We start from the raw sequence: 10,693 nt of genomic DNA, 5'->3' as shown, positions 1-10,693 counted from the left end.
CACACAACAGGCGCCGGCGTGGCACGTGAAGAACAACCCGGTACTCAAATAGCGGCAGATCTCGCACCCGTCGCACCGTGGTCTCATGGACCTGGCGACATCGTGCGCCGCACTGCTCGCACAGCATTACCTTGGCGGTTGGCTTCAAATAGATCGACAGCGTGCGTCCTGCGCCCTCGGGCCACTCCACGCGTTCAACGGCATAGCCTTGCCAGCCTCCCGACGTCTCCAGCAGCTTGCGATCCAGCATCTCCACGCACTCCTGATGGCAAATTCCTGCCATTAAGAGTACGAAAACTTGCCAAATCCCTCCACGCTATTGCGCGATGAACCTTTTTTTTGCCCCGGCGCCGGGGCTGATCCGCGGCCAGGCCGCGCGTCAGCGGCGCAGTTTGCCGGCGATGCCGCCCGGGAAGTAATAGACCGAGAGCACGAAGAGCACACCCAACCACAACAACCAGCGATCCGGCTCGAACAAGGGCGTGAGCAACGGCACACCCGATGCGGCGTCGTGGATGACGTGCAGGCCGTCTTGCAGATAGCTTTGCGCGAACACGAACAGTGTCGCCCCGAGGACGGCGCCGTACATCGTGCCCATTCCACCGATGACCAGCATCAAGAGAATGTTGAGCATGATCTCGAAGGACAAGGTGGTGTCGGGCCCGTTGTAACGCAGCCAGAGTGCGTAGAGGGCGCCGGCCAGCGTGGCAAAAATCGCGGCCAGCACATTGGAGGCGCTGCGATAGATCACGCTGCGGTAACCCAGGGCCTCGGCCCGGAAGGCGTTTTCGCGTATGGCCTGCAGCACGCGGCCGAAGGGCGAGTTGACGATGCGCAGCAACAGCAGAAACAGCACGAGCGTGGCCAGGAAGATCAGATAGTAAGTGATGATGCGGCCGTCGATGTTCAGGCCTAGCACGGGCTGGCCAAAGGCCTTGAAGGCCGGCCGCAATAGCTGCGGCACCTTGAAGTTCAAGCCATCTTCGCCGCCCGTCAGCCACGAGAGTTGCGAGCTCAATGTCTGGAAGGCCGCGGCCACGGCCAAGGTGATCATGGCGTAGAAAATCGCCCTGACGCGCAGACTGGCCAGACCGATGAGCAGGGCGAACAGCAGGGAGATCAGCAGCGAGACGAGCAGGCCGGTGCCGATGGCGGCCCAGCCTGGCTCCATGCGCGTGCTGGCAATCGCGATCCCGTAGGCGCCGATTCCAAAGAACATGGTGTGGGCGAAACTGACGATGCCGGTATAGCCCAGCAGCAGGTCATAGCTGGCCACCAGGACGATGAACACCAGGATCTTGGCGGCCACGGCAAGCGCGCGCGGCCCCGGAAAGACAAAGGGTGCGATGGCCAACAACAGCACGATGAGGATGAGCAGCGCGGCCAGGACGCGGCTGCGGGGAGGGTCGCCGGAAAGGAGTGACATGGTGCTAGCGCGTTTGTGTGACGGGGTAGACGCCTTGCGGCCGCCACAGCAGGACGGCAACCATCAGCGCGATGTTTGAGAACAGCGCCGCCTTGGGCAACAGAAAGCCGGTGTAGTTGGCCATCAGGCCCACCAGCAGCGCACCGATCAGGCAGCCCGCCGTGGAGCCCAGGCCACCTATCATGATGACGATGAAGATAAGCACGTTGACCTGCGCGCCCAGCTGCGGCACGACGGACTGCTGATACAGGCCCCAGAGCACGCCGCCCAGACCCGCGAGCATGGAGCCCGCCACGAACACGGCGATAAAGAGATGGCGAATGCGATAACCCAGGCTTTCGACCATTTCGCGGTCTTCCACGCCGGCGCGTATGAGCAGGCCCAGTTTGCTGCGATTGAGTATCCAGAGCAGCAGCGCCAATACCAGCAGCCCGATCACCAGGGCCAGCAGCCGGAACTTTTCGATGGCGGCATCCCCGAACAGCAGCGCCCCCCGCAAGGCGGCGGGCAGCGCCAGCGTAATGGTCTGGGGTCCCCAGATCATCTTGATCAGCTCCTCGCCGATGATCAGGCCGCCCATGGTGATCAGAATCTGTTTGAGGTGCTGGCCGTAGACAGGGCGCACGATCAGCCGCTCGAAAACGGCGCCCACGGCGCCGGCGACCAGCATGCCGATCACGAGCGCCGGAACGATAGCGCCCAGATTGGCCAGCAGGCTGGGGCTTTCGGTCCAGCCGCCCATGAGCGCGAGCACCGTGGTGGCCATATAGGCGCCGATGGCGATGAACAGCCCGTGGCCGAAGTTCAGCACGTCCATCAGGCCGAACACCAGCGTCATGCCGGAAGCCACGATGAAGATGATCATTCCCATGGCAAGTCCGGCCACGGTGAGCGTGAGCCAGGTCGACCAGGAGCCGACCAGGGGCAGGGCGAGGACAGCCAGGCCCGCGACCAGCAGGAAGGGCAGATAGTCGCGGCGAGCGGCCGGCAGGCTGCTTTCTGGTGTGGAAAGCGCAGTGCTCATTGATGACTCCCCAGGGACAGGCCCAGCAATTGCTGTTGCAGGGCATGGTCGTCGGCCAAGGCGGCCATGCTGCCGCAGTGCACGACGCGGCCGTCGTCCATGACGGCGGCCTGATCGCCCAGCTGGCGTGCGAAGCCGAAGTTCTGTTCGACCAGCAGGATGGTCGTGCCGCTGCGTTTGAGTTCGGAAAACGCGGTGATCATATTCTGGACGATGGCCGGCGCCAGACCCTTGCTGGGCTCATCGACGATGAGCAGCCGCCGCGGTTCGATGATGGCGCGTGCCACTGCCAGCATCTGCTTTTGCCCGCCCGAGAGGTTGCCTGCGGGATAAAGCCAGAATTTGCGCAGGGCAGGGAAAAAACCGAATATCCATTCCAGCCGGCCGGCGTCGATATCCTTGGCATGACGCGCCTGGCGCGCAGCCAGCAGCAGGTTCTCCTTGACCGTCAGGCCGCCGAAGATGCCCATGTTTTCGGGCACGTACGCAATGCCGCGGCGCGCCATGTCCGGGGGCGTGGGGTTGACCGGGCTGGCGTCGAATTCCAGTTTGCCTTGCGAGGCCTGCCACAGGCCCATGATGGTGCGCAGCGTCGTGGTCTTGCCCGCGCCATTGCGCCCCAGCAGCATGGTGACTTGTCCTTCGGGAACATCGAGATCTACGCCATGAAGGATGTGATACGCCCCGATGTGCGTATGCACATCGCGCAGTCGTAAAAGCGGCTTCATGCGGCTTGCCCCGTGCCCAGATAGGCCTGCTGCACCAACGGCGAGGCGATGACCTCGGCAGGCAGTCCATCTGCCATCAGGCGGCCGTTGTGCAGCACCACGATGCGATCGGCGAGCTCGCGCACGACGTCCATTTTGTGTTCGACCAGCATGATGATCTTGCCTGGATCCTGTTTGAGTTCACGGATGAGGTCGAGAATGACGGGGACGTCGTCGACGCTCATGCCGGCGGTGGGCTCGTCGAACATGAAGACCACCGGGTCGAGCGCCATCAGCATGGCGATTTCCAGCTTGCGCTGGTCGCCATGAGGCAGGTCGGCGGCGGCCTGGTCGCGCCGGTGTTGCAGCCGCGCGCGCGCGAGCAATGCATCGGCGCGCTCGATGAGCGAACGGTCGCTGCGCCAAGTGCGCCATAGGCGGATATGGCGCCAACCCGGTCCCTGCGCGCGTGATTGCAAGGCCAGCCGAACGTTCTCATGCACGGTCAGGCGCGCAAACAACTGCGTGAGTTGAAATGCCCGGCCCACGCCGGCGTGCATGCGCGCGGCCGCGCCCAGTCCGGTCAGGTCACGGCCGTTCAGCCATACCGATCCCGCCGTGGCGCGCAACTGCCCCGATATGAGGTTGAAGTAGGTGGTCTTGCCCGCCCCATTCGGACCCACGATGGCTGTCAGCGTGCCGGGGGCATACCGCGCACTGACGCCATCGACGGCGGTATGTCCGCCGAACCGGATCTCGATCGACCGTGTCTCCAGCATGGCTTAGCGCTTGTTCTGGACGGGCACGTCCATCTTGTCAGGCGTGATCTCCTGCACCAGTTCCTGCACCGCCCAGGGCACGGACGGATCGTTCTTGATGCGGAAGTGATACATCGACTGCATGGCCTGGTGGTCTTGCGGGCGGAAGGTCATCTTGCCCTTGGGGGTGTCGAAGCTCATGCCCTCCATGGTCTTGATGAGCGTGTCGGTATCCGATTTGCCCTGGGTTTTCTTCAGGGCCTCGACGATGGCGATGCCCGCGGACATGCCGCCGGCGGTGAAGAAGTCGGGCGGTTGGCCGTAGCGCTTCTGGTGTTCTGTCACCAGCCAGTCGTTGATGGGGTTCTTGGGGATACCGTAGTAGTAATAGGTGGCGCCTTCCATGCCGGCCAGGCTCTTGAGCGGTGTCATGGCCGCCAGGGTGTTGCCGCCGGTGGCGATCTCGATACCGTAACGCTTGGGGTCCAGATCGGCGATCTTGAAGGGGTTGCCCGCGCCAGCCCAGAGAATGAAGATGATCTTGCGTCCCGGCTTGTCCTTGAGCGCATCGAACAGGCGCTGGGCGCCACCGGTAAAGTCCGTGGCGTTGGCGGGCAGGTATTCCTCGTGGACGATCTTGGCGTGCTTGAGCGCGCCCTTGAAAGCCCTTACGCCATCACGCCCGAAGGCGTAATCCTGCGCCAGCATGCCGATGGAGGTGCCTTCCTGATCGAAGGCCGCCGCGTTGGCCACCGCGTCCTGGGATGAGTTGCGGCCGGTGCGGAAGATGTAGCGGTTCCATTTTTCGCCGGTGATCGAATCGGCCACGGCCGGTTCGACCAACTGGATCTTTTCGTACTCTTCGGCAATCGGCAGCATGGCCAGCGCCACGCCGGAAGAGGTCGGCCCGACGGCAAGGTCGGCATTGTCGTCGGCATAGGCCGAAGCCAGTTGCGCACGCGCGACGTCGGGCTTGCCCTGGTTGTCCTTCTCGATGACCCGGATCTTGCGACCCGCCACGGTCATGGTGCCCTGAGTGGCGTACTCCAGGCCCATCATCAGGCCGTTGTGGGTCTGTTTGGCATAGGCCTCCAGCGGGCCGGTTTTGTCGTAGACGTGCGCGACCACCAGATCGGCGGCGAACACGGGGGCGGCAAGCGTAAGGCTGGTCAGGGTGGCTGCCAGGATGCGTTTCATGCGGACTCTCCTCGGGCGCGATGCTGGGCGAGAAATTGACGTACGGGTTCGATCTGCGCGGGGACATTCAGACTGGGGGCGTGCCCGCAATCGGCAAAGGTGATCAGGCGCGCGCGCGGACCGCGCTCGGTCATGGCCCGGGCCGTGTCCTCGAGCAACAGATCCGATTGCTCGCCGCGCAGCAGCAACAGCGGTTGGTGGATGCTGTCGTAGGCGGCCCAGCGCTCATAGTCGTCGGGGTAGAGCTCGAACTGCCCGACGATGGCCGGATCGTAGTGCAGCGTGACCCGACCGTCGGGCAGGCGACGCACCGAGGTTTCGCTCATGCGGCGCCATTGCTCATCGCTTTGCCAGCCGTAGGGCTTATAGGCGCCGCGCAGCCACTGTTCGAGCTCCGTCACCGTCGCGAAGGCCGGCGGGCTGCCGGTATAGGCCTGGATGCGTTTCATGGCCGGGCCGGGCAGGGTGGGGCCGATGTCGTTGATCACCAGATGCGTCAGGCGATCGCGCAGGCAGGTCGCCGCGGCCAGCATGCCTATGGCCCCGCCCATCGAGGTGCCTACCCAGGCGGCCTGCTTGATGCCCAGGCCATCGAGCAGATCCTGGGCCAGGAGGGTGTAGAAACTCAGCTGATACTCCTGGCGCGGCCGCGGGCTCCATTGCGACAGGCCGCGGCCCAGCGTATCCGGGCAGATCACGCGCCACTCGGCGCTCAGTTCCCGGGCCAGGTCGTCGAAATCGCGGCCGGTGCGCGCCAGGCCATGCCACAGGATGACCGTGGGCGCGTCGGGTTGCCCCCATTCGACGTAGTGCATTTCGCGGCCTTGCGCGCGTAGATAGCGCGAGGCCGGCTGGATCGCCTTCATGTCTCCTCCCGGATTTCCCAGGTTGTTCTCTGTAGGGGCCGACTATAGACTTGGGGGCGACGCGCACTCAAGGCGCGCAGGCCCGGCAAGAGGCACGATCAAAAGAATGGGTACGCTCAGTCAATTTCCGGCGTGCCTGGAGGCAGACAGCATGGTTGATACACGATTCGCCACGGCCCAGGTGGACCCGCGCCAGCAAGTGGATAGCTGGCGCGACGCGCTGGCGCACGCCTTCGGACCTTTCGAGGTCCATGCCGGTCAGGGCGGCGGGGCATTCGCCGGCAGCCTGCGCTATGCGCGCCGCGCCCAGTTGCAGTTCAACGATCTGCACTATCAGGGGCAAAAGCTCGAGCGCACGCGCGGCAATGTCTCGCAGCTGGATGAAGAGTTCTACACCTTCGGCATGCCGCTGGCCGGCCCCTTGGCCGTCACCCAATCGGGGCGGCGTTTCGAAGTCGAGCCCGGCTGTGTGTATCTCATGAATCAGAGCGCGCCTTATCAAGCCGTCGCCCAGGGCCAAGCCGGCTATCGCAGTCTGAGCATCTCTTTCCCGCGTGCCGCCTTGGCCCAGCGGGTCGGGCGGTTGGAGTCGTTCTACAAACTACGCATCGATGACGGCGCACCCGGTGGCCAACTGTTGAAAAGCTATCTGGATCATTTGCTGGGTGGCATGGCGGCGTGGAGCGATGCCGAGGTGGGTGCGCTGGGCGAGCATCTCATCGACCTGATCGTCTTGTTCCTGGTGCAATCCCAGGCCGGCCAGGCCTCGGCCCAGGACAGCAGCGTGAGCCTGGCGCATCGCGAGCGGGTCCTGGCCTATATGCGGCAGCATTTATCGGACACGACATTGACGCCGGCGCGGATCGGCCAGGCTTGTGGATTGTCGGTCAGCTACCTGCACCGGGTGTTCCAGCGGGCCGATCTCGGCGTGGAATCCCAGCTCTACGAATTGCGGCTGGCGCATTGCCAGCGCCTGTTGCGGGATCCGGCCCACGCCCATCGCTCGATTGCCGAGCTGGCCTATCTCAGCGGATTTGCGCACGCGGCGCATTTCAGCCGTGTCTTCCGCCAGCGCTGCGGCATGACTGCGCGCGAATTCCGCGCGCAGTCTGCCACGGGCCGGCCGCGGGCCTGACGGCGCCCGGCCGGCCCTGGACTCAGATCTGGGTGATGTACTTGGTCACCAGATAGCCGTCGAAGGTTTCCAGGCCGCCTTCGCTGCCGATGCCGCTGTCCTTGATGCCGCCAAACGGCGTTTCGGCCAGCGCGCTGCCAAAATGATTGATGTTGACCATCCCCGCCTCCAGGCCATTGGACACTTTGGTGGCGGTCTTCAGCGATTCCGTGAATACATACGAGGAAAGGCCGAAGGGCAGGCTGTTGGCGCGCTTGAGGACTTCGTCGGTGTCCTTGAAGCGCACCACGGGCGCCAGCGGGCCGAAGGGCTCTTCGGTCATCAGCATGGCGTGATCAGGAATATCGGTCACCACGGTGGGGCTGAAGAAATATCCCTTGTCCGACGGCGCATCGCCACCCAGCACGATCTTGGCGCCGTGCTTGCGCGCGTCGTCGACGAACTGCTTCATGGCGGGCACACGGCGCTCATGCGCGAGCGGGCCCATTTCGACACCGGCGTCCATGCCGTTGCCGACCTTGATGCCGGCCAGTACTTCGGTAAAGCGCGCCACGAAGGTGTCATAGGCCCCTTCCTGGACATAGAAGCGGGTGGGAGAGACGCAGACCTGGCCCGCATTGCGGATCTTGAAACGCGCCAGCATTTCGGCGGCCCGGGCCACATCGGCGTCGTCGAACACCAGCACGGGCGAATGGCCGCCCAGCTCCATGGTGACGCGCTTCATGTGGGCGCCGGCCAGCGCTGCGAGCTGCTTGCCGACCGGTACCGAGCCGGTAAACGACACCTTGCGCACGATGGGCGAACGGATGAGGTAGTCGGAGACCTGGGCCGGTTCGCCCCAGACGATGTTCAGGCAGCCCTTGGGCAAACCGGCTTCATGGAACAGACGCGCAATCGCCATGACGGCGCTGGGCGAGTCTTCCGGACCCTTGAGCACCATTGTGCAGCCCGCGCCCAGCGCGGCGCAGATTTTGCGGATCGCCTGGTTGTACGGGAAATTCCAGGGGGTGAAGGCTGCGCACACGCCGATGGGCTCGCGCACCACCAGTTGACGGGCATCGGGGTTGCGCGGCGGAACGATGCGGCCATAGATGCGGCGGCATTCCTCGGCATGCCAATCGGCATGCTCGGAGCAACTGGTGACTTCGCCGATGGCTTCGGCCAGTGGTTTGCCCTGGTCCAGTGTCATGTTGCGGCCGATCTCCTTGGCGTGCTCGCGCGACAGGGCGCCCACCTTGCGCAGAATGGCCGAGCGCTCCATGGGGGAGGTGCGCTTCCAGGTCTCGAAGGCGCGGGCGGCCGCGGCCAGGGCGAGGTCGAGGTCGGCCTGGCTGGCATGGGGAAGCTGGCCCAGGACTTCACGCGTGGCCGGATTGACCACGTCCTGCGTCTTGCGGCCGCCGCCGCTCAGAAATTCACCATCGATATACAAAGCCAACTGTTCGTACATGCCAGTCTTTCCTTGGGGAAAAGGGGAGTAGGGGCCGGGGGCACGGCAGGCACCCGAGGTGGCGCCAGTCTAAACCAGCTTGGTTCCCTGCATAGGGGCCACTCGGGCAGCAATCGGGGGAGCCAATGTGCGCCCGGGATTGCCCGTAGACGCAGTCTTGGGGGGATTGGGTATGATCGCTGCCTACGCGATGGGCGCGCCTGGCCGTGAGGCCCGCTCCCTGCTCGCCCGGGGCCAATGCCGGCAGCCCGGCCCTTTTTCTTTTGCCAGCCGACCCGAGACCGTGCAGCCAGACACCGCGACTCCCCAAAGCCTGTTTTCGAAGCTTCTGTTCCGTTTCATCGACTGGCTGCATGTACGGATCGCCCGGGCCTCGAAGGTTGGGGACCACCCGATCTTCGATAATCAAAGCTTTCCGTGGGTGCCGGCGCTGGAGGCGCAGACGCCCGCCATCCGGGCCGAGCTGGAGCAATTGCTGGCCGAGCGCGACAAGCTGCCGGCTTTTCATGAAATCTCTCCCGACGTGGGCATGATTACCGGCGACGACCAGTGGAAGACGTTCGTCTTCATGGGCTATGGGATGCGTTCGGAGCGCAATCTGGCGCGCTGCCCGGCGACGGCCCGCGCCTTGCAGGGCATCCCTGGTATCCGCACGGCTTTCTTCTCCATACTCGAGGCGGGCAAACGCATCCCGCTGCACAAAGGCCCGTACAACGGCGTGCTGCGTCTGCATCTGGGCTTGCGCGTGCCTGAGCCGCGTGAGCGCTGCTGGATCGAAGTCGATGGGCAGCGTTATGCCTGGCGCGAGGCAGAGGCGGTGGTCTTCGACGATCTCTACCCGCATCAGGTGCACAACGACACCGACGGGCTGCGTGCGGTTCTCTTCGTGGATTTCGAGCGCCCGTGCCGGGCGCCGGTGAGCTGGCTTAACCGGCTGGTGCTGGCCATCGCGCCCATGAGTGATGAAATCCGCCGCGGCAAAGCCAATCACGACGCCTGGGAAAAGACCTACTACGGGCAGAAAAAGGGCGGCTAACGGCCCGGCAAATAAATTCGGGCCGCAACAAGCGTTGCGCAACACTGACAAGCCCTTGTTTTTTCGCTCAAAAGCGGCTTGCTTTACCCAGGTGGCTGGGATAGAATAAACAGCTTTCCCAAATTGTTGGTTGGGTTGGCCCAGGCCTTTCCGCAGAGCAGCATGAGTTGCTTATGCGCAAAACGAACCCAGGGATTCGTCTTCTGGGGGAAAGAATGGGCGTGGCGCCGGTTTGACTGACTTGCGGGAGAACCCCAGCAGGATTTCAACCCAGGGTCGTTGCTGCCAGCAGGCGGCGCGGACCTGACGGGACCAAAACTGGCAGGAAACGCGGGCCTATCCAACCGGGAAGGACGTGTTTTCAGTTAAGTTGGAACAGGAAAAATCATGATCCAAATGCAGACCACGCTGGACGTGGCCGATAACACTGGTGCGCGTGCTGTCATGTGCATCAAGGTGCTCGGTGGCTCCAAGCGCCGCTATGCCGGTATCGGCGACATCATCAAGGTGAGCGTCAAAGATGCGGCCCCGCGCGGGCGCGTCAAGAAAGGCGAAATTTACAACGCTGTGGTGGTTCGTACCGCCAAGGGCGTGCGCCGCAAAGACGGTTCGCTGATTCGTTTCGGTGGCAATGCCGCCGTGTTGCTCAATGCCAAGCTGGAGCCCATCGGCACCCGCATCTTCGGACCCGTTACGCGCGAACTGCGTACCGAGAAGTTCATGAAGATCGTGTCGTTGGCCCCGGAAGTGCTGTAAGGAGCCCGCGATGAACAACATCCGTAAAGGCGACGAAGTCATCGTTCTGACCGGCCGCGACAAGAAGCGTCGTGGCGTTGTGCTGGCCCGCGTTGACGCCGACCACGTGCTGGTCGAAGGCGTGAACGTCGTGAAGAAGCACATGAAGGCCAACCCCATGGCCAACAACCCCGGCGGCATCGTCGAAAAGACGCTTCCGATCCATATCTCGAACGTGGCTCTCTTCAACCCCGCTACCGGCAAGGCCGATCGCGTGGGCGTCAAGGAAGAGGACGGCCGCAAAGTTCGTGTGTTCCGTTCCAATGGTGCCGTTGTCGGCGCCAAGGCGTAAGGGGCGA

General features: G+C 63.8%; 12 protein-coding genes. 4 read left to right on the top strand and 8 right to left on the bottom strand.

The features are described from left to right. The 7 genes from CAL22_RS20975 to CAL22_RS20945 form a co-directional block, all read right to left on the bottom strand. On the bottom strand, positions 1 to 250 hold a 250-nt coding region (locus CAL22_RS20975; protein WP_143277011.1), incomplete at its 3' end, for a transposase family protein. A gap of 129 nt (positions 251 to 379) precedes the next feature. Then, positions 380 to 1,426 carry a branched-chain amino acid ABC transporter permease gene (locus CAL22_RS20970; protein ID WP_094816539.1) on the bottom strand — a complete coding sequence of 349 codons (1,047 nt, stop codon included), beginning with the start codon at positions 1,424 to 1,426 and terminating at the stop codon, positions 380 to 382. Positions 1,427 to 1,430: 4 nt separating this feature from the next. Beyond that, on the bottom strand, positions 1,431 to 2,450 hold the full coding sequence (locus CAL22_RS20965; RefSeq protein WP_094816537.1) for a branched-chain amino acid ABC transporter permease: 1,020 nt from the start codon (positions 2,448 to 2,450) through the stop codon (positions 1,431 to 1,433). Beyond that, entirely contained in the window at positions 2,447 to 3,178 is a 732-nt protein-coding gene (locus tag CAL22_RS20960) for an ABC transporter ATP-binding protein (RefSeq protein WP_094816535.1), read from the bottom strand. The genes CAL22_RS20965 and CAL22_RS20960 overlap by 4 nt, the downstream gene beginning before the upstream one ends. Further along, the gene (locus CAL22_RS20955) at positions 3,175 to 3,936 is read right to left on the bottom strand and encodes an ABC transporter ATP-binding protein (RefSeq protein WP_094816533.1); all 762 of its coding nucleotides are present in this window, start codon (positions 3,934 to 3,936) and stop codon (positions 3,175 to 3,177) included. The genes CAL22_RS20960 and CAL22_RS20955 overlap by 4 nt, the downstream gene beginning before the upstream one ends. A gap of 3 nt (positions 3,937 to 3,939) precedes the next feature. Beyond that, the gene (locus CAL22_RS20950) at positions 3,940 to 5,112 is read right to left on the bottom strand and encodes a substrate-binding domain-containing protein (protein ID WP_094816531.1); all 1,173 of its coding nucleotides are present in this window, start codon (positions 5,110 to 5,112) and stop codon (positions 3,940 to 3,942) included. Then, positions 5,109 to 5,978 carry an alpha/beta fold hydrolase gene (locus CAL22_RS20945; RefSeq protein ID WP_094816529.1) on the bottom strand — a complete coding sequence of 290 codons (870 nt, stop codon included), beginning with the start codon at positions 5,976 to 5,978 and terminating at the stop codon, positions 5,109 to 5,111. The genes CAL22_RS20950 and CAL22_RS20945 overlap by 4 nt, the downstream gene beginning before the upstream one ends. Before the next feature lie 151 nt (positions 5,979 to 6,129). Here CAL22_RS20945 and CAL22_RS20940 point away from each other — a divergent pair, with 151 nt between their 5' ends. Then, positions 6,130 to 7,113 carry an AraC family transcriptional regulator gene (locus CAL22_RS20940; RefSeq protein WP_094816843.1) on the top strand — a complete coding sequence of 328 codons (984 nt, stop codon included), beginning with the start codon at positions 6,130 to 6,132 and terminating at the stop codon, positions 7,111 to 7,113. Between the two features lie 22 nt (positions 7,114 to 7,135). Here CAL22_RS20940 and CAL22_RS20935 read toward each other — a convergent pair whose 3' ends face one another. After that, a complete protein-coding gene (locus CAL22_RS20935) occupies positions 7,136 to 8,563 on the bottom strand; it encodes an NAD-dependent succinate-semialdehyde dehydrogenase (RefSeq protein ID WP_094816527.1) in 1,428 nt (475 codons plus the stop codon). A gap of 172 nt (positions 8,564 to 8,735) precedes the next feature. On the opposite strand from CAL22_RS20935, the gene CAL22_RS20930 reads away from it, so the two are divergent. The 3 genes from CAL22_RS20930 to rplX all read left to right on the top strand — a co-directional run bounded on the left by CAL22_RS20930 (position 8,736) and on the right by rplX (position 10,686). Continuing rightward, entirely contained in the window at positions 8,736 to 9,599 is an 864-nt protein-coding gene (locus CAL22_RS20930) for an aspartyl/asparaginyl beta-hydroxylase domain-containing protein (RefSeq protein WP_244193957.1), read from the top strand. A gap of 387 nt (positions 9,600 to 9,986) precedes the next feature. Then, complete coding sequence (gene rplN / locus CAL22_RS20925) at positions 9,987 to 10,355, top strand: 50S ribosomal protein L14 (protein ID WP_005017313.1); 369 nt, start codon at positions 9,987 to 9,989, stop codon at positions 10,353 to 10,355. 10 nt (positions 10,356 to 10,365) lie between these two features. Beyond that, positions 10,366 to 10,686 (top strand): 50S ribosomal protein L24, encoded by a 321-nt coding sequence (rplX, locus tag CAL22_RS20920; protein ID WP_005017316.1) that lies wholly within the window; start codon positions 10,366 to 10,368, stop codon positions 10,684 to 10,686. The last annotated feature ends 7 nt before the right edge of the window (positions 10,687 to 10,693 follow it).

Origin of the sequence: Bordetella genomosp. 12, assembly GCF_002261355.1 — a bacterium.
In the GTDB taxonomy this organism is placed as follows: Bacteria; Pseudomonadota; Gammaproteobacteria; order Burkholderiales; family Burkholderiaceae_B; genus Bordetella.
Note: the sequence above shows the minus strand (reverse complement) of the source record. Positions and strands in the feature narration are given on the sequence as shown.

Coding starts and splice junctions, on each gene's coding strand:
- CAL22_RS20970 (WP_094816539.1), bottom strand. CDS start 1,426: ATGTCACTCCTTTCCGGCGACCCTCCCCGCAGCCGCGTCCTGGCCGCG.
- CAL22_RS20965 (WP_094816537.1), bottom strand. CDS start 2,450: ATGAGCACTGCGCTTTCCACACCAGAAAGCAGCCTGCCGGCCGCTCGC.
- CAL22_RS20960 (WP_094816535.1), bottom strand. CDS start 3,178: ATGAAGCCGCTTTTACGACTGCGCGATGTGCATACGCACATCGGGGCG.
- CAL22_RS20955 (WP_094816533.1), bottom strand. CDS start 3,936: ATGCTGGAGACACGGTCGATCGAGATCCGGTTCGGCGGACATACCGCC.
- CAL22_RS20950 (WP_094816531.1), bottom strand. CDS start 5,112: ATGAAACGCATCCTGGCAGCCACCCTGACCAGCCTTACGCTTGCCGCC.
- CAL22_RS20945 (WP_094816529.1), bottom strand. CDS start 5,978: ATGAAGGCGATCCAGCCGGCCTCGCGCTATCTACGCGCGCAAGGCCGC.
- CAL22_RS20940 (WP_094816843.1), top strand. CDS start 6,130: ATGGTTGATACACGATTCGCCACGGCCCAGGTGGACCCGCGCCAGCAA.
- CAL22_RS20935 (WP_094816527.1), bottom strand. CDS start 8,563: ATGTACGAACAGTTGGCTTTGTATATCGATGGTGAATTTCTGAGCGGC.
- CAL22_RS20930 (WP_244193957.1), top strand. CDS start 8,736: ATGATCGCTGCCTACGCGATGGGCGCGCCTGGCCGTGAGGCCCGCTCC.
- rplN (WP_005017313.1), top strand. CDS start 9,987: ATGATCCAAATGCAGACCACGCTGGACGTGGCCGATAACACTGGTGCG.
- rplX (WP_005017316.1), top strand. CDS start 10,366: ATGAACAACATCCGTAAAGGCGACGAAGTCATCGTTCTGACCGGCCGC.